This is a genomic window from Streptomyces sp. TSRI0281 (assembly GCF_001905125.1).
Lineage (GTDB): Bacteria > Actinomycetota > Actinomycetes > Streptomycetales > Streptomycetaceae > Streptomyces.
The window spans coordinates 213,023-231,602 of the sequence record NZ_LWLE01000036.1 but is presented as its reverse complement, the minus strand read 5'-3'; the positions used below and the strand labels follow the sequence as shown (position 1 = coordinate 231,602).

The following is an 18,580-nucleotide window of genomic DNA, read 5'->3' as shown; positions in this document are numbered from 1 at the left end:
AAATGGAGGCCGATGGGCGCAGCTCCGGTGGCGAGGGGTTGCCTCCCCACCCGGAGCTGTCAGCCCATGACGGAGATCTCCGAGATCCCACCGCGGAACCGGTCGGGTGATCCGTCCGTCGGGAGCTCGGTGATGCGGACCAGAATGTAGCGGGTCCGCAGGGGCTCGGTCAGCTTCCCGCTCAATGTGCCCCCGGCCGTCGTCTGCTCGACGAGCCGCTGGGGAAAGTCCGTGAGCGCCGACGGTGCGGATGCGTCCGGTGCGGCCGCCCGTACCTCGGTGCCCTGCCCACTGCGGTACATGGCTACTTCGATGCCGGTGACGTCCTGGACGCTGCCCAGGTCGACGATGACGCCACTGCCCTGCTTGCGGTTGGTGAGGTTACCGAAGTTGGCATACCCCCGGTACTGCGGAGTGATCCACGAGGTACCGGGCAGGCCGTCGATGGTCTTGGGCACATCCTCCTGCTGTATCCCGGACCCGCTGGGCATGAACTCCGTCGCTCCGGCGATGCGGAGCGGCTTGGCGGGCCTGGGCTTCTCGTCGCCCTCGTTCTTCGTCGTCTGCGTGGTGCCGGGGTCCGAGGAGTCGTTGCGGCTGTCGAGGAGCGTTTCGGCGAGCTGCCAGCTGCCGAGCCCCAGGGCGGCGATGAGCAGCGCGGACACGGCCCATTTGAGGGCTTTGCCGGTGCGGCTCTGGAGCGGGGGCGGCGGGGGGGCCATCACGGGCTGGCTCGCCGAGACGGGTCGGGCCGACGGGCGGCCGTAGGTGCCCTGCTGGTAGGTGGTGCGCTGGTACTCGGGCGGTGCCGTGAAGGTGGGCTCGGGCGGCAGGATGCGCGGCATGGCCGCGACGGCCTTGGCCAGTTCGTCAGGAGTGGTGCACGGCGGTTCCTGGCGTGAGGCTGTGGCGCCGTCGTTGGCCAGCGCGCGCATGGCGAGCTCGGAGAGACCGCGGTGGATGCCGGCCCGTACCTGGTCCGGAGCGATCAGACCCATGCCCTTGGGCAGCCCGGAGAGACCGTAGGCGTCGTCCTCGTACGGCCAGCGCTGGGTCAGCGCGGCGTACAGGAGGGCGCCGATCGCTTCGGTGTCCGCGCGCAGCGGGCGCTCGGCGGTGATGCCGCGCAGGGCGGCGTTCACGGCGAGGCCGCGGATGCGGTACTGCCCGGTCGAGCTGCGCAGGACGGCGCCGGGCGTGAGCCTGAGGTGGGCCAGCCCCTCGCGGTGGGCGGCCGCCATGGCTTGGGAGACCTGGCTGACGAGCTGGTAGGCGTCGTGGGCGTCCATCGGTCCGGCGGCCAGCAGAGCGGTGAGCTCGGTGGCGTCCGGAAGCCATTCGTGGACGACGTAGACGAGGTCGTTCTCCTCGACGGCGTCCAGTACCTGCACGAAGCGCGGGTCGCCGAGCAGGGCGGACGAGCGTGCCGCCGCCAGCACGGAGCGGGCACGCGGATGGTCGGCGGGGAGCAGATGAACGCCCACCGCGCGGCGCAGTTTCTCGTCGACAGCGCGCCAGCTGCTGAAACCGTCCAGACGGGTGACGCATTCTTCGAGCCGGTAGCGTCCGGCAAGTTTGTGGCCGCTGTGCAGATCGGGCGTCGCCGGGATGGCGTCGGAGAGCTCCCGCTCACCGTCCGCGCCCTTGGGGTCTTCGCCCGCTGTGTCCTTGGCTTCCGCCGTACCGTCGGTCGTGGCCTCGTCCGCCTTGGCGGTCAGCGGCTCGTCGCCGCTGTTGTGGGCCACGTCGACGGCAGCCGTGCTACGTTCCGCCACCGTCGTTCCTGCCTCCCCATCCGTTGCGCGATGCCAGCCAGCTCTGCACAGTCACGCCAATTGTGCCCACACTCCGGTGCTATGCACGACACGCGGACTCCGGCGATGGTTGTGCGGACGGACGCTTATTCAGCGTCCGAGCCGTCCCCGGACCATACCCACCAGGCCGTTGACCTCTTCGATGCGCATCTTCTTCGCGGCTACGAAGAAGATGCTCAGGAGGACGATGCCGCCGCAGATCAGCGCGGCGAGTGAACCGAGGGCCCCCTCGCCGAGGACCTCAAGAAGCACGAAGCCCACGCCGCCGCCGACGACCGCCGCGGGGAGCGCCGCCAGGCAGAGCCGGGCGTACGTGCGCACGACCTTGGCACCGTCCAGGTCGCCGCCCAGCCGGTTGCGCAGGCGGCGCCAGGCGATACCGACACCGACCGCGTAGGCCAGCCCGTACGAGGCTGCCATGCCGACGACCGCCCACCGGGCGGGAAGCACGACGTAACACAGCGCGGAGGCCGCGGCGTTGACGGCGGCGACGATGACCGTGTTGTAGAAGGGGGTGCGGGTGTCCTCGTAGGCGTAGAACCCGCGCAGCACGACGTACTGCACGGAGTACGGGATGAGGCCGAGGGCGAAGGCCATCAGGATGAAGCCCATGGACCGTGCGGCCTCGGTGCCGCTGGAGGCGTACAGCAGGGTGCTCATCGGCAGCCCGAGAGCGAGGAACGTGAAGGCGACCGGCACGATGGCGACCGCGGAGTTGCGCAGGCCCTGCGAGATGTCGTCGCGGACCGCACCGGGGTCGTTGTCATGGGCGGCGCGCGAGATGCGGGGCAGCAGCGCGGCCATCACGGAGACGGTGATGATGGCCTGCGGCATGCCCCAGATCAGCTGGGCGTTGGAGTAGGCGAGGAAGCCCGTGCCGTCCTTGCCGGCGAGCTTGCCGGCCGATGTCGCGAGCTGGGTGACGACCAGGACACCCGCCTGGTTGGCGAGGACGAACAGGACGGTCCACTTGGCCAGCTTGATCGTCTTGCCGAGGCCGTGGCCCTTCCAGTCGAAGCGCGGGCGGAAGCGGAAGCCTGCCTCGCGGAGGTAGGGGATCATCGCGAGGGCCTGGACGACCAGTCCGAGCAGGGTGCCGATGCCCAGCAGCCGGACGCCTTCCGGCGGGATGGTCTCGACTCCCATCCGGGACTCGGCTGAGGTGCCGTAGACCCAGATGAACATGCCGAACGTGAAGATCATGACGATGTTGTTGAGGACCGGGGTCCACATCATCGCGCCGAACTTTCCGCGGGCGTTGAGGATCTGCCCCATCACCACGTGCACGCCCATGAAGAAGATGGTCGGCAGGCAGTACCGGGCGAAGGTGACGGCCACACTGTCGGCCGCCGCGTCGTTCGCGATCGTGCTCGACATGAGATGGATCAGCAGCGGCGCGGCGAAGACCGCGGCAGCGACGATCAGGCCGAGCGCGACCATCACCAGGGTGAGCAGCCGGTTGGCGTAAGCCTCGCCGCCGTCCTCGTCGTCCTTCATGGAGCGGACGAGCTGGGGTACGAAGACCGAGTTGAGGCCACCGCCCACGGTGAGGATGTAGATCATCGTCGGCAGGGTGTACGCGATGGTGAAACTGTCACCGAGCAGCGCGGCACCCAGCGCGGCGGTGATCACCAGGCTGCGGACGAATCCGGTGAGCCGGGAGACGAGGGTTCCGGCGGCCATCAGCGCGCTGGACTTGAGCAGGCCGGAGGCGCGGCCTCCGGACTTCGGCGGTACCGGCGCCGGAGCGGCTTCCGGCTCGGGCGGCCCCGGTGGCCTCCCGGTCCCTTCCTGGTCGCGGAAGAGATGGGCGAACGCGTCCGGCTCCTCGTGGTTGTCGGACGCCTGTGTGACGAGGGCGTCCACGCCGACGAACTGGGTGGTCGCCGCGTTGTCGCCGTACGGCAGGTGGCGGGAGGGGCCCGCGGGCTCGGGCGGCGGGGTCTGCGCCCAGAGGCGGGGGTCGGGGGCGTACGGAGCCGCGGGCGGCTGCTGGTAGAGCGGCTGCGGCTCCTGGTAGGTGCCGGGGGGCGGGGGCGGGTGCGAGGCACGGTCGTACAGCGCCTCGTTCACCGGGTCCTGGGCGGCGAGATCCTGCGCCCGGTAGGGGTCGTGCTCGTAGGCGTGCTGGAGGTACGGGTCGGGGGGCGCCGGGCCGTCCTGGCCGGCACCCGGGGGCCCGCCGGTAGATCCTGCTCCGCCCGCGCCTTGGCCGCGGTCACCGTCGTACGGCGCGTTCATCGAAACCCCACCTCATCGTCCCCGGCCGACCGGCCACGACAGACATCGCTCAACGGTCCACTTTCTCACCAGTTCCCGACGGTGCCCCGCTTTCCGGACCGGTGTCCGAGGCTGGGTCACTCGGCTGCTCGGGTTCGCCGCCGTTGTCGTCCGCCGCGCCGGCCGCGACGGTGCGCTTGCGGTGGCTGTACATCCTGACGCCCGCGAGGACCAGCAGCAGCAGTCCGCCGGCGATCACCAGCAGCACGGTGGGGGTCACTTCGGAGACCTTCACGGTGAAGGTCATCTCTTCGCCGTACGGGGTTCCGTCCTCGGTGAAGAGACGTGCTGTGACGTGCGCCTGACCGTTGGCGCTGGTCGCCGCGTCGAACTTCACGGACTGGCTGTGCCCGCCCGAGATCCTGACCGGCAGCTGGGCCACGGCCCCGTCGTCGTTGAACTTGAGCCGGAGGTTGTCCGACGTCAGCCGCAGCACCAGATGGTCGACGCCCTGCACCAGCTTGTTCTGCACCGTCACCGGGATCGTCGCGCTGCGGCCGGACAGGGTGACGTCCGACTTCGCGATGAGCTGGACCTCATTGGCGAGGCTCTGCAGATACGTGCGTACCGTGTCACGGTACTGCTGTGCCTCCAGCAGCCTGCCGCGCCAGGATGTCGACATCGAGCGGTTGATCGCGTTGCCGAAGGGGGTCACGACCCGCTCGGGCTGCGTGAGGATGACCCGGAAGCTGTTGAGCGAGTCCTGGGTGGTCCTGATGTCCTGGAACGCCTGGGTGGGCAGTTCCTGCTTGCGGAGCTTCTTCGGGTACGCGGAGGTCCTGGGCACCTTGGTGGTGGCCTTCGCGTCGGGCTTCACCTCGGCCGCCGCCACCAGGTCGAGGGGCTGCGTCCAGTGGCCCTGGCCGAGCGCCTGCAGGGCGCGGGCCATCGTCTGGGCCTGGGAGGCCGTGGGAATCCGCTGGGGCGCCACGACGACGCTGCGCGCGTTGTCCGGGGCCTGCTCGGTCAGCGCCAGCGTCTGGGCCAGGAACTTCTGGACCGCCAGGGTCGAGGCGCCGGCCTTCGACATGTCGCCGTCGAACGCGGTGGAGAGCCGCGCGTCGGCGACGACCGCGGTGGTGCCGCCGCCGATCGGCCGGGCCGCGGTCGGCGTGTACGGCAGGTTGCTGGTCTCCTGGAGACTGTCGCTGCGGGCGATGATCTTGTGCGCACCCGCAGAGGTGGCGATGTCGACGATCGACGGGTCGACGGCACCGTTCACGGGCCAGGCGAAGTCCGTGGACGGCTTCACGTGCAGGACGGTCTCCACCGTCGACGCGGCCACCTCGGAGGCGGTCTGCAGATGGCTCAGGGTGCCGGAGACGTTCTTGCCGCGGTGGGCGATGGATGCCAGGTCGGGGTCGGCGAACGGCAGCGCGATCACCTTGCCGTCCTCCACCGCCGCTTCCAGCGAGGTGAGCCACTGCTTGGCGACGGCCTGGTTCTTCCCCGGGACCGTGGTGTCACCGACCTTGACCTGATAGTTACCCGTCATCGCGTCGACACCGGCCAGCAGGTCCGGGTCGATGACCCAGGTCACCGGCAGCTGCCGTCCCAGCGAGACCAGCTGTTCGAGCCGCCCGCCCGGGGCCAGCTCCATGGCGAGGTCGTCGTTCGCGAAGACCGGCGTCTGCTGTTCGTCCGAGCCCGTCTCCGCCGTCACGTGCGGGGAAGTGATCAGCGGCCAGAGGAACGTCAGCTTGGTCTTGCTGTCGGTGTCGTCGGGCTGCCAGGGAAGGAAGGAACGCTGGATGCCGAGCACCTGCTCGTATGCGGAACCCGAGGTCCGGCCCGACAGCGAGACACCGAGCTGGTAGACGCCCGAGTCGTCCAGATCCAGCTTGTCGACGGGAACGGCGAGTGTGAAGTCCTGACTGATTCCGCTGCGCAGCTTGGGGACCTTCAGCGTGTACTTGCCGCCGATCTCGACCGGATCGACTCCGGGGACGTAACCGGTGCGTTTGGCCGCATCATCGATCTCGCCCCTGCCGGAGAGCCGTGGGCCCACCCGCAGATCGACCTCGGCGTCGTTGATCGTTGCCTTGCCCTTGTTGGTCAGGGTGCCGGAAACGGTCAGCGTGTCCCCCTCCACCGGTGCGCTCGGGGAGAGCGTGTCCAGGGAGACGGCGACCGTACGGGAGCCGGTCGGCGCCTTGCCCGGCTCTGCGGCCCGCGCCGTCGGACCGGCCAGGAGACCGGGCAGCAGCCCGGCCAGCAACGGAGCCCCGACGATCACGGAGACGGTGCGCCGCAACCAGCGGCGGGCAGGAGCGGGACTGATCCCCTGGATGTCTGCCGCCTCGGCCACGCGCCTGCCCGTCCCTCGTCGTCGTCAACTGCTGTCGATCGTTGTCGGTTCTGCGTCCACGCATGGTAACGATGTGCGCGGGGGCTAAGTGCTGGGGTCCGAGCCACATGATCGGGAGAGTCTTGCAGGGTCCCCGTAAACGATGACGTCCGGGCCGGTCCATGCACGTAACCTTTTCTGTTGTGCCGAACGCCAACGAAGACAACGCCAGTGCCCTGAGTCAGGTGCAGCACCGCGCAGTGAGTGAGCTGCTGCGGGTGTCCCCGGTCGCAGACGACCTCGCCCGCCGATTCGAGGAGTCCGGATTCAGCCTCGCCCTGGTGGGCGGCTCGGTTCGCGACGCGCTGCTCGGCAGGCTCGGGAACGACCTGGACTTCACCACCGACGCCCGCCCCGAGGACGTGCTCAGGATCGTGCGTCCGTGGGCCGACTCGGTGTGGGAGGTCGGGATCGCCTTCGGCACCGTCGGCTGCCAGAAGGACGGCTATCAGATCGAGGTCACGACCTACCGGTCGGAGGCGTACGACAGGACCTCACGCAAGCCGGAGGTCTCCTACGGCGACTCCATCGAGGAAGACCTCGTGCGCCGCGACTTCACGGTCAACGCCATGGCCGTCGCTCTGCCGGCGAAGGAGTTCATCGACCCGCACGGCGGCCTCAGGGACCTCTCGGAGCGAGTGCTGCGTACACCGGGCACGCCCGAGGAGTCCTTCTCCGACGATCCGCTGCGCATGCTGCGGGCCGCCCGGTTCGCCGCACAGCTGGACTTCGAGGTCGCCCCCGATGTCGTGACGGCCATGACGGAGATGGCTGGACGTATCGAGATCGTCTCGGCCGAGCGGGTCCGTGAGGAACTCAACAAGCTCCTTCTCTCCGCACACCCCCGCAAGGGGCTGGGGCTGCTGGTCGACACGGGTCTGGCCGACCGGGTGGTGCCGGAGCTTCCCGCGCTGCGGCTCGAAAGTGACGAGCATCACCGTCACAAGGACGTCTACGAGCACTCCCTGACCGTCCTGGAGCAGGCCATCGATCTGGAGGAGGACGGTCCCGACCTCGTCCTTCGGCTTGCGGCGCTGCTCCATGACATCGGCAAGCCGAGGACGCGTCGCTTCGAGCAGGACGGCCGGGTCTCCTTCCACCACCATGAAGTGGTGGGCGCCAAGATGACCAAGAAGCGGATGACTGAACTCAAGTACTCCAATGACATGGTCAAGGACGTCTCGCAGCTGGTGGAACTGCATCTGCGCTTTCACGGCTACGGCGACGGGGAATGGACCGACTCGGCGGTGCGCAGGTATGTGCGCGACGCGGGACCGCTGCTGGACCGGCTCCACAAGCTGACCCGCTCGGACTGCACGACGCGGAACAAGCGCAAGGCGAAAGCTCTCTCGCGGACCTATGACGGGCTGGAGGAGCGCATCGCCCTGCTGCAGGAGCAGGAGGAGCTGGACTCCATCCGCCCGGATCTGGACGGCAACGAGATCATGCGAGTGCTGGATGTCGGTCCCGGACCGGTGATCGGCAAGGCGTACGCGTTCCTGCTGGAGCTGCGCCTGGAGAACGGGCCCATGGAGCACGATGCGGCGGTAGCGGCGCTCAAGGAGTGGTGGGCCGCGCAGAGCTGAGTGTGCCGTCGGCGATGTTTCACGTGAAACATCACCGACGGCCGCAGGCCGAGGGGCGTTGTTTCACGTGAAACAACGCCCCTCGTGCACGCTACGACTCCCCGCTCGCTCGCCTCCATCGGAACAACGCCACCGCGACGGCCGCGTAGAGCACCGCCACTCCCGCCACCACGGTGACCGACTTCCCGTTCGGGGGCAGCAGCAGGGCCGACACGGCCGCGGCGCCCACGAACGCGACGTTGAACAGCACGTCATAGAGCGAGAAGACCCTGCCGCGGAAGGAGTCGTCCGCCCCGGTCTGCACCAGCGTGTCCGTCGCGATCTTCGAGCCCTGCGTCACGACTCCGAGGACGAACGCGGCGATCAGCGTCGGCACCAGGGCGAACGACAGCCCCAGCGCGGGTTCCAGGACGGCCGCCGTCCCGGCGCACACCACCATCCAGCCGTACCGGCCGACGCGCCCCACCGCCCACGGGGTGATTACGGCGGCGACGAAGAAGCCCGCCCCGGAGATCCCCACGGCCAGGCCCAGCAGGGCGAGGCCGTCGGACTCGTTGTCCGACCAGGTGTAGCGGCACAGCATCAGCACCATCACGGTCAGAGCGCCGTAACAGAAGCGGAGCACGGTCATGGCGGCCAGCGCGCGGGCTGCGTCCTTGCGTTCCGCCAGATGGCGCAGTCCGGCGACGAGCCCTCGGGCCGTGACGGTCAGCGCCGCCCTCAGCCGCAGTGGGCTTCCGTCGGGGTCCGGCCCCAGAAGTCCTCGGGGCAGGCTCAGTGAAGCCACTGCGGAGAGGAGATAGAGCAGCGCGCCCAGCAGGACCACCGCGGCATCGGACTCGTCGGCCACCAGGCGTACGACGAAGGCGAGCCCGCCACCCGCGGTGGCCGCGAGCGTACCGGCGGTCGGGGAGAGGGAGTTGGCCATGACGAGGCGGTCGGCGTCGACCACGCGCGGCAGGGCCGCGGAGAGTCCGGCCAGGACGAAGCGGTTGACGGCCGTGACGCAGAGGGCCGAGGCGTAGAAGAGCCAGTCGGGAACCGAGCCGAGGATCAGCAGAGCCGTGCAACAGGCGAGGGTCGCCCGCAACAGGTTGCCGTACAGGAAGACCTGACGGCGCGGCCAGCGGTCCAGCAGCACGCCGGCGAACGGGCCGATCAGTGAGTACGGGAGGAGGAGCACGGCCATCGCCGAGGCGATGGCGCCGGCCGAAGCCTGTTTCTCCGGGGAGAAGACGACGTGCGCGGCGAGGGCGACCTGATAGACGCCGTCCGCCGACTGGGAGAGGAGTCGCACGGCGAGGAGACGACGGAAGTTCCGAAGGCGCAGGAGTATGCGCAGATCACGCGCGACAGGCATGTGAGCAAGCGTCACACACGTCGGGGGCCCCTGGGCGGATTGCCCGGGGACCCCCGACGTGAGGCAGGGAAGGAGCGTCGCCGCTCATCGCCCTGGTGAGGCTGTCAGCCGTGCGGGCCGGTTCAGCGCTCGATCTCGCCGCTGATGAACTTCTCGACGTTGTCGCGGGCCTCGTCGTCGAAGTACTGGACCGGCGGGGACTTCATGAAGTACGAGGACGCGGAGAGGATCGGGCCACCGACGCCGCGGTCCTTGGCGATCTTCGCCGCACGCACGGCGTCGATGATGACACCGGCGGAGTTCGGGGAGTCCCACACCTCAAGCTTGTACTCAAGGTTCAGCGGAACGTCACCGAAGGCACGGCCCTCAAGGCGCACGTACGCCCACTTGCGGTCGTCCAGCCAGGCCACGTAGTCCGAGGGACCGATGTGGACGTTGTCCGCACCGAGCTCACGGTCACGGATCTGCGAGGTGACGGCCTGCGTCTTGGAGATCTTCTTGGACTCCAGGCGCTCACGCTCGAGCATGTTCTTGAAGTCCATGTTGCCGCCGACGTTCAGCTGCATCGTGCGGTCCAGGACGACGCCCCGGTCCTCGAAGAGCTTCGCCATCACGCGGTGCGTGATGGTGGCGCCGACCTGGGACTTGATGTCGTCGCCGACGATCGGGACACCGGCCTCGGTGAACTTGTCCGCCCACTCCTTGGTACCGGCGATGAAGACCGGGAGAGCGTTGACGAACGCGACCTTGGCGTCGATGGCGCACTGCGCGTAGAACTTCGCAGCGACCTCGGAACCGACCGGCAGGTAGCAGACGAGGACGTCGACCTGCTTGTCCTTGAGGGTCTGGACGATGTCGACCGGCGCCTCGGCGGACTCCTCGATCGTCTCGCGGTAGTACTTGCCGAGACCGTCGTGGGTGTGGCCGCGCTGGACGGTCACGCCCGTGTTCGGCACGTCGGCGATCTTGATGGTGTTGTTCTCGCTGGCGCCGATGGCGTCCGCGAGATCGAGGCCGACCTTCTTCGCGTCAACGTCGAAGGCGGCGACGAACTCGACGTCGCTGACGTGGTACTCGCCGAACTGGACGTGCATCAGACCGGGCACCTTGCCGGCCGGATCGGCGTCCTTGTAGAACTCGACGCCCTGCACCAGCGAGGCGGCGCAGTTGCCCACGCCTACGATGGCTACGCGAACCGAACCCATTCCGGTTGCTCCCTGTGTGTTCTCGGTATGACCGATGAAGGATGAAGTCCTGCGGATCTGCGGGGACTTCACTTGGCGGTGTCGTCGGACGGATCCGGCGGGGTGTTACCCCGGTGCCGGGGCAGGCCGCCCGTCTCTCCAGATGTGTCCTGCTGAGCGGAGCCCTCGGGCGAGGATCGTCGCTGATCCCGTCCCGACCGCTCGCTCTCGATGAGCTCGTTCAGCCAGCGCACTTCGCGCTCCACGGACTCCATGCCGTGTCGCTGCAGCTCAAGCGTGTAGTCGTCGAGCCGTTCACGGGTACGGGCAAGGGAGGCTCGCATCTTCTCCAGACGCTCCTCCAGCCTGCTGCGCCGGCCTTCCAGCACGCGCATCCGCACGTCGCGTTCCGTCTGTCCGAAGAAGGCGAAGCGTGCCGCGAAGTGCTCGTCCTCCCAGGAGTCCGGCCCGGTGTGCGAGAGGAGCTCCTCGAAGTGCTCCTTACCTTCCGCCGTCAACCGGTAGACGATCTTGGCGCGGCGCCCTGTGAGTGAAGAGGCGGGCGCCGACGTCCGGCCGGTGGCCGGCTGAAGGTCCGCCGGCGCACTTCCCGGCTCCTCGATCAACCAGCCGTTGGCGACCAGCGTCTTGAGGCAGGGATAGAGGGTGCCGTAACTGAAGGCGCGGAAGATCCCCAGCGATGTGTTGAGGCGTTTGCGCAGCTCGTACCCGTGCATCGGGGACTCGCGGAGCAGACCGAGGACGGCGAATTCGAGGATGCCGGAGCGTCTGCTCACCTTCGCCTCCTCCTGCTCCGAGTGCTCCCGTGGAGCTCGTACGTCGAACTTATGCCGTGCTGATGTATCGAGTCGATACATCAGCACGATAGATCGGTCTGCACGGTTCGACAAGGGGAGCCTTCGTGAACGGCGTCACATCACGAATTCTTAGGAAGCGACTTGCGTTGTTTGGGGTGAACTTCGGCCCTAGGCGGGTTTTGACCGTGCGTAGTCTGTGCGGCATGCAGATCACCGGGAACCGAGTGGCGCCGCCGGGCGTCAGTCATCGCGGACGGCCGGATGTGCTGCGGGTGAGCCTTCCGCAGGGCTTGTCCGTAATTCGGGGGGACCGGATCTCAACTGCCGCTTCCAGGCGCTCTCGCCTGCCCGAGGAGTAGTCGTTCCATGAGCGAGCACCGTCGCAAATCGCCTCAGCCGGAAGGCAGCGGGCGTGCCGCGGCCAGACGAGCCGCCCCGCAGCCAACAGGACGCCGCGCAGCGCCGTCACGCAGAGCAACAGACGAGTCACCTTCCGATTCACACGGCGAGGAGCGCCCCTACGGCGGCCGCGCCGAGGCCCGTCGTGCCGCTCAGCGCGGCGGACGGCGGCGCGGAGCCGAAGAGGCGGGTTCCGTCGGCCATGGAGCCGACGCGGGCGGCGGGGGCGGCCGACGGCGCGGTGGTGGCGGAGGCGGACACGACGGCCCGCGCGGCCGGGGACGTGGTGACAGCCGCCCCGGCAAGAAGCGCTTCATCGACTATCCGCGCCGCGGGAAGTACGGCTTCCGTCGCTGGGTGCCGTCATGGAGGCTGGTCTCCGGCGTCTGTCTGAGCTTCCTCGGACTGCTGATGGGCGCGGCCGGGCTCGCGTACGCGATGGTCGTCCCCCCGAAGGTCAACGACGCGGCCAAGGCGCAGAGCAACGTCTATTACTGGGCCGACGGTACGCAGATGGTGGCGACCGGAGGCGAAGCCAACCGTCAGGTGATCAGCTACGAACAGATCCCCGAGGCGATGCGCAACGCCGTCATCTCGGCCGAGAACAAGACGTTCGACGACGACCGGGGCATCGACCCGATGGGCATCGCCCGCGCCCTGTTCAACATGGCCAAGGGCGGTGAGACCCAGGGCGGTTCGACCATCACGCAGCAGTACGTGAAGAACTCGATGCTCACCCAGGAACAGACGCTCAGCCGCAAGTTCAAGGAACTGTTCATCACGCTCAAGGTCGGCAGCAATGGCGACAAGCACGACGTCATGGCGGGCTATCTGAACGTCTCCTACTACGGACGCGGCGCGTCGGGCCTCCAGGCCGCGGCCCGCACGTACTACGGCAAGGACGCTTCCAAGCTCGACCCGAGCGAGTGCGCGTTCCTGGCGACGCTGCTCAAGGGCGCGAGCTACTACGACCCCGCCGGTGCTCCCGACGTCGACAAGGACAAGGCCACCGCCGAGAAGAACACGGAGCGGGCGAAGGCGCGCTGGAAGTGGATCCTTGACGAGGAGGTCAAGGACGGCCGGATGACGCAGGCCGAACGCGACACGTACAAGAAGTTCCCGATGCCGAAGAAGCCGAAGAAGAACGCCCAGCTGGGCGGTCAGATCGGTTACCTGGTGGACCTCTCCAAGAAGTACTTCATCAACAACAGCAGCCCGAAGGTCGACGCGGAGGACCTCGACCTGGGCGGCTACGAGATCCACACCACGTTCGAGAAGGACAAGGTCGACGCCCTCAGCGCCGCGGTGGAGAAGGTCTACAAGGCGAAGATCGACCCGAAGAAGCGCCCCAAGACCGACACCCATGTGCAGTTCGGCGGCGCGTCGGTGGACGCGAAGACCGGTGCCATGCTCGCCACGTACGGCGGTCAGGACGCCACCCAGCACTACACCAACAACGCCGACCCGACCGGCGCGCAGGTCGGATCGACCTTCAAGCCGTTCGTCCTGGCCGCGGCGATGCAGTACGGCAAGCGCGATCCGGCGCTGGGCCCCGACCAGGGCGAGTCGTCGCGCACCCCGGTGTCCCCGAAGAGCGTCTACAACGGTGACGACCGGCTGGAGATCAAGAAGTACAACGGCGAGGTCTGGCAGGACGAGAAGAACAACAAGTGGCTCCAGACCAACGACGGCAACCACGACTACGGCGACATCGACCTGCGGTACGCCATGCAGGAGTCCGCGAACTCCCCCTACGTCCAGCTCGGCATGGATGTCGGGACGGACAAGGTGAAGGACGTCGCCGTCGCCGCCGGTCTGCGTGACGACGACTACATGGCGAACTCGACCGTGCCGTCGTACTCCATCGGTACGTCCTCGCCCAGCGCCATCCGGATGGCCGGCGCCTATGCCACCTTCGCCACCAGCGGCCAGCAGAACGAGCCGTTCTCGGTGAAGGAAGTGAAGTACAAGGGCAAGGCCATCTACCGGCACCAGAAGAAGTCCAAGCGTGCCTTCGACCCCGCCATCGCGGACAACGTCACCGACGTACTGAAGAACGTCGTCGAGCACGGTACGGGCACGCCCGCACAGCTCCCCGGCCGTGACGTGGCGGGCAAGACGGGCACGACGGACGGCAACAAGTCGGCCTGGTTCGTCGGCTACACCCCGCAGGTCTCGACCGCCATCAGCATGTTCCGGCTGGACGACGACGAGAACAGCAAGAACCGCGAGTTCCTGAAGATGTTCGGTACGGGTGGCGAGGAGAAGATCCACGGTGCCTCGTTCCCCGCGTCGATCTGGCACGACTACATGGCCGAAGCGATGAAGAAGAAGGAGGTCGTGCGCTTCCCGGAGCCGCAGCCCCTGGGCGAGACGCTGTACGGCGGCGGCGCGGCCAGCCCGACCCCGACGCCCAGCCCGAAGCCTTCGGAAAGCGCCTCGACCGAGCCGCCCCCGACGCCGTCGCCCGACCCCACCACGGCGTCCCCCTCGCCGTCGAACACCTGCAACCCGCTCGACTGGGAGTGCAACAACGCCAACGGCGGCGCCAACGCGGGTGCCAATGGCGGTGCGAACGGTGGGGACACCACCGGAGCGAACGCGGGCGGTGATGGGGGAGGCACTGAGGGAGGTGCCAACTCCGGTGCGGCCGAGGGTGCGACGGACGGTGCCAACGGAACGAACGGGAACGGGAACGGGAACGGGAACGGGACCCTGTGGGGCGGCGGAGGCTGACCGCCCCATAAGCCGCCCGGTCGACCGCCCCGGCCGACCGCCGACGGACCGGAGCCGACCGGACGGGGACTGATCCCACAAGGATCGATCTCACGAGGGCCGATCCGACGAGAGCCGTTTCTACGAGGGCCGCTCCTACGAGGGCCGCCGCACCACCCGGTGCGGCGGCCCTCTCCGCGTCCCCGGCCCGTGAAACATCCCGCCCACAGTCCCGTACGGCAGGATGTGCGGCATGCCAAGCGCAGAAGACACGAGCGTGCACGAGGAGCGGCCCGTCGTACGGCCCACGCGGCAGGACGAGGTCGCCGCAGCCGGCAGCGAGCTGATCGGCGGGCGGGTGGGCCGCTGGGCGCGGCTCGGCGACGGCCCCCTGACCCCCGTGCGGGTCATCGCTCTGGTGGCGATCGGGATGTTCGCACTCGGCATGGTGCAGAAGATCCCCTGCTACGAGTGGGCCTGGTTCAGGGGCGCCACCTCGCAGTACACCCACGCCTGCTACTCCGACATTCCGCATCTCTTCGCCGGGCGCGGTTTCGCCGACGGCCTCACGCCGTACTTCGACCGGCTCACCGGCGATATGCAGTTCCTCGAATACCCGGTCCTGACCGGGATGTTCATGCAGGTCGCCGCCTGGCTGACGCTCACGCCGGACAGCGACCCCATCCAGCAGCGCGAGCAGATGTACTGGATGGTCAACGCGGGCATGCTGATGATCTGCGCCGTGGTCATCGCGGTGTGCACCTCCCGTACGCACCGGCGGCGCCCCTGGGACGGGCTGCTGGTCGCCCTCGCCCCCGCCTTCGCGCTCACCGCCACGATCAACTGGGACCTGCTGGCCGTCGCCCTGACGGCCGCGGCGATGCTCATGTGGTCCCGGGGCCGGGCGCTCGCCTTCGGCATCCTCATCGGCCTCGCGACGGCCGCCAAGCTCTACCCGGTCCTGCTGCTCGGACCGCTGTTCGTGCTGTGCTGGCGGGCGGGCAAATGGCGGGAGTTCTCGGTGGCGGCACTGGGTGCGGCGGGGGCCTGGATGGTGGTCAACGTGCCGGTGATGGTGCTCGCCCCCGAGGGGTGGAAGAAGTTCTACACCTTCAGTCAGGAACGGCCGATCGACTTCGGTTCGTTCTGGCTGATCATCACGCAGCGCACCGGGAAGGCCATCGAGGTCGACACCGTCAACACGGCGTCGGTGCTGCTGATGGTCGTGTTCTGCGCGGGGATCGCGGGGCTGGCGCTGATGGCCCCGCGCAGGCCCCGGTTCGCCCAGCTCGCGTTCCTGGTGGTGGCCGCCTTCATCCTGACGAACAAGGTCTACTCGCCGCAGTACGTGCTCTGGCTGATCCCGCTGGCCGCGCTGGCCAGGCCGCGCTGGCGGGACTTCCTCATCTGGCAGGCCTGCGAGGTCATGTACTTCATGGGGATCTGGCTGTACCTCGCGTACACGACCAGCGGTGACAAGCACCAGGGGCTGCCGGAGCAGGGCTACCAGGTCGCGATCGCCCTGCACCTGCTGGGAACGCTGTATCTCTGCGCCGTGGTCGTACGGGACATCCTGCTGCCCGAGCGGGACGGCGTGCGGACCGACGGCTCGGACGATCCGTCGGGCGGAGTCCTCGACAAGGCACCGGACGCGTTCGTCCTGGGGCCCGTGGTGCAACCGTCCCGGCACACGGCCCACGCGGTCGAGGGACCGCGGGTGGAGTGGGGCACGGCGCACAGCAGGGCCGCCGCCGACTGACCTGCGGCCGGGTCACCCGGCCGCAGGGGTACGGGACGGGTCAGCGGTCCACGAGACGGTCGAACTGCGTCGTCGTGTGGCGCAGATGGGCCACCAGCTCGTCGCCCACCTTCGGCTCCTGCGCGTCCGAGGGCACGAACAGGATCGACACCTGCATGTGCGGCGGCTCGGCGAACCAGCGCTGCTTGCCCGCCCAGACGAACGGCGAAAGATTCCGGTTGACCGTCGCCAGTCCGGCGCGGGCGACGCCCTTGGCCCGCGGCATCACCCCGTGCAGGGCCTTCGGAGCCTCCAGGCCGACGCCGTGGGACGTACCGCCGGCGACGACCACCAGCCAGCCGTCCGAGGCGGCCTTCTGCTGGCGGTAGCCGAACCGGTCGCCCTTGGCGACCGCCGTGACATCCAGGACGGCGCCCCGGTACTCCGTCGCGTCGTGGTCGCCGAGCCAGAGCCGGGTGCCGATGCGGGCGCGGAAGCGGGTCTGCGGGAACTGCTGCTGGAGGCGGGCCAGTTCCTCGGCGCGCAGATGGCTGACGAACATGGTGTGCAGCGGCAGCCTGGCCGCGCGCAGCCGGTCCATCCAGCCGATGACCTCCTCGACCGCGTCGGAGCCGTCGGTGCGGTCCAGCGGCAGGTGGAGAGCGAAGCCTTCGAGCCGTACGTCCTCTATGGCGGCGTGCAGCTGCCCCAGCTCCTCCTCCTTCACGCCGTGGCGCTTCATCGAGCTCATGCACTCGATGACCACCCGTGCGCCCACCAGGGCGTGCACACCGTCGACGGAGGAGACGGACCTGATGACGCGGTCGGGCAGCGGGACCGGCTCCTCGCCCCGCCGGAAGGGGGTCAGGACGAGCAGGTCGCCGCTGAACCAGTCCTTGATCCGGGCTGCCTCGTAGGTGGTCCCGACAGCGAGCGTGTCGGAACCGAAACGGATCGCCTCGTCGGCGAGCCGCTCGTGGCCGAAGCCGTAACCGTTGCCCTTGCAGACCGGTACGAGTCCGGGGAACTGGTCGATCACGGACTTCTGGTGCGCCCGCCAGCGCGCGGTGTCGACGTAGAGGGAGAGCGCCATGGCCGGCCCGGAACCTTTCTGGTGGCTGCGGTGGAGTCAGAGGTTTGCGGTGCTTGGTGGAGTGTCCATTGAAGCGAGTGGCACCGGGTTCGTCACCGATGCCACCGGAGGTCAGCGGCGCGACATGTAGATGTCGAGCGCCTTGTGCAGCAGCTTGTTGAGCGGGAAGTCCCACTCGCCGACGTACTCGACGGCCTCGCCGCCCGTGCCGACCTTGAACTGGATCAGGCCGAAGAGGTGGTCGGTCTCGTCGAGCGAGTCGCTGATGCCGCGCAGGTCGTAGACGGTCGCGCCCATCGCGTACGAGTCGCGCAGCATCCGCCACTGCATCGCGTTCGAGGGCCTGACCTCGCGGCCGATGTTGTCGGACGCGCCGTAGGAGTACCAGACGTGGCCCCCGACGACGAGCATCGTCGCCGCGGAGAGGTTCACGCCGTTGTGCCGCGCGAAGTAGAGGCGCATGCGGTTGGGGTCCTCGGAGTTGAGCACCGTCCACATCCGCTGGAAGTACGAGAGCGGGCGCGGCCGGAAGTGGTCGCGCACGGCCGTGATCTCGTACAGCCGCTGCCACTCGGCGAGGTCCTCGTAGCCGCCCTGGACGACCTCGACACCGGCCTTGTCGGCCTTCTTGATGTTGCGTCGCCAGAGCTGGTTGAAGCCCTTGAGGACGTCCTCAAGGGAACGGTTCGCCAGCGGCACCTGGAAGACGTAGCGGGGCTGTACGTCACCGAAGCCGGCACCGCCGTCCTCGGCCTGCTGCCAGCCCATCTTCCGCAGCCGGTCCGACACCTCGAAGGCGCGGGGCTCGATGAGGGTGGCCTCGACGTCGCGCAGACGCTTCACCTCGGGGTCCTGGATACCGGACTTGATGGCCGCCGAGTCCCAGCGCCGGATGACCACGGGCGGGCCCATCTTCACCGAGAAGGCGCCCTGCTGCTTGAGGTGGGCGAGCATCGGCTGGAGCCACTCGTCCAGGTTGGGGGCGTACCAGTTGATGACCGGGCCCTCGGGGAGGTACGCAAGGTAGCGCTTGATCTTGGGCAGCTGGCGGTACAGGACGAGGCCGGCGCCCACCATCTCGCCGTTCTTGTCGAACCAGCCCAGATTCTCCGAGCGCCATTCGGTCTTCACATCAGCCCACGCCGGGACCTGGCAGTGACTGGCCGAGGACAGACTCTGGATGTACGCCAGATGCTGCTCTCGGCTGATGGTCCTCAGGGTCAGGCTCATGCGGGGGGCTCCTCGG

Annotated in this window: 12 protein-coding genes; 3 read left to right on the top strand and 9 right to left on the bottom strand. The window is 68.5% G+C overall.

Going from position 1 to position 18,580, the window contains the following annotated elements; all coding sequences use genetic code 11:
• Positions 1–59 precede the first annotated feature (59 nt).
• The 3 genes from A6A29_RS37875 to A6A29_RS37865 all read right to left on the bottom strand — a co-directional run bounded on the left by A6A29_RS37875 (position 60) and on the right by A6A29_RS37865 (position 6,402).
• Positions 60–1,775, bottom strand: coding sequence for a protein kinase family protein (locus A6A29_RS37875; RefSeq protein WP_073727720.1), 1,716 nt, complete (start codon positions 1,773–1,775; stop codon positions 60–62).
• Between the two features lie 129 nt (positions 1,776–1,904).
• The gene (murJ, locus tag A6A29_RS37870; RefSeq protein WP_073727718.1) at positions 1,905–4,055 is read right to left on the bottom strand and encodes a murein biosynthesis integral membrane protein MurJ; all 2,151 of its coding nucleotides are present in this window, start codon (positions 4,053–4,055) and stop codon (positions 1,905–1,907) included.
• A gap of 49 nt (positions 4,056–4,104) precedes the next feature.
• A complete protein-coding gene (locus tag A6A29_RS37865) occupies positions 4,105–6,402 on the bottom strand; it encodes a DUF6049 family protein (protein WP_073727716.1) in 2,298 nt (765 codons plus the stop codon).
• A 182-nt stretch (positions 6,403–6,584) separates the two neighbouring features.
• Between A6A29_RS37865 and A6A29_RS37860 the strand changes: the two genes are divergently transcribed.
• On the top strand, positions 6,585–8,027 hold the full coding sequence (locus A6A29_RS37860) for a CCA tRNA nucleotidyltransferase (RefSeq protein WP_073727714.1): 1,443 nt from the start codon (positions 6,585–6,587) through the stop codon (positions 8,025–8,027).
• A gap of 91 nt (positions 8,028–8,118) precedes the next feature.
• On the opposite strand, the gene A6A29_RS37855 is transcribed toward A6A29_RS37860, so the two are convergent.
• From A6A29_RS37855 to A6A29_RS47275, 4 genes are all read right to left on the bottom strand, one after another.
• Positions 8,119–9,387 carry an MFS transporter gene (locus tag A6A29_RS37855; RefSeq protein ID WP_073727712.1) on the bottom strand — a complete coding sequence of 423 codons (1,269 nt, stop codon included), beginning with the start codon at positions 9,385–9,387 and terminating at the stop codon, positions 8,119–8,121.
• A gap of 122 nt (positions 9,388–9,509) precedes the next feature.
• The gene (locus A6A29_RS37850; RefSeq protein ID WP_073727710.1) at positions 9,510–10,592 is read right to left on the bottom strand and encodes an inositol-3-phosphate synthase; all 1,083 of its coding nucleotides are present in this window, start codon (positions 10,590–10,592) and stop codon (positions 9,510–9,512) included.
• 68 nt (positions 10,593–10,660) lie between these two features.
• Positions 10,661–11,368: a PadR family transcriptional regulator gene (locus tag A6A29_RS37845; protein ID WP_073727708.1), complete on the bottom strand. Its 708-nt coding sequence runs from the start codon at positions 11,366–11,368 to the stop codon at positions 10,661–10,663.
• A 519-nt stretch (positions 11,369–11,887) separates the two neighbouring features.
• Positions 11,888–12,049, bottom strand: coding sequence for a hypothetical protein (locus tag A6A29_RS47275; RefSeq protein ID WP_241838794.1), 162 nt, complete (start codon positions 12,047–12,049; stop codon positions 11,888–11,890).
• A gap of 96 nt (positions 12,050–12,145) precedes the next feature.
• On the opposite strand from A6A29_RS47275, the gene A6A29_RS37835 reads away from it, so the two are divergent.
• Both A6A29_RS37835 and A6A29_RS37830 read left to right on the top strand, forming a co-directional pair.
• The gene (locus A6A29_RS37835; protein ID WP_073727704.1) at positions 12,146–14,524 is read left to right on the top strand and encodes a transglycosylase domain-containing protein; all 2,379 of its coding nucleotides are present in this window, start codon (positions 12,146–12,148) and stop codon (positions 14,522–14,524) included.
• 223 nt (positions 14,525–14,747) lie between these two features.
• Entirely contained in the window at positions 14,748–16,262 is a 1,515-nt protein-coding gene (locus A6A29_RS37830) for a glycosyltransferase family 87 protein (RefSeq protein ID WP_073727702.1), read from the top strand.
• Between the two features lie 40 nt (positions 16,263–16,302).
• Here the strand turns inward: A6A29_RS37830 and A6A29_RS37825 are convergent, their stop codons facing one another.
• Complete coding sequence (locus tag A6A29_RS37825) at positions 16,303–17,334, bottom strand: alanine racemase (protein WP_073727700.1); 1,032 nt, start codon at positions 17,332–17,334, stop codon at positions 16,303–16,305.
• 111 nt (positions 17,335–17,445) lie between these two features.
• Positions 17,446–18,564 (bottom strand): lipid II:glycine glycyltransferase FemX, encoded by a 1,119-nt coding sequence (locus A6A29_RS37820; protein ID WP_073727698.1) that lies wholly within the window; start codon positions 18,562–18,564, stop codon positions 17,446–17,448.
• Between the last annotated feature and the right edge of the window lie 16 nt (positions 18,565–18,580).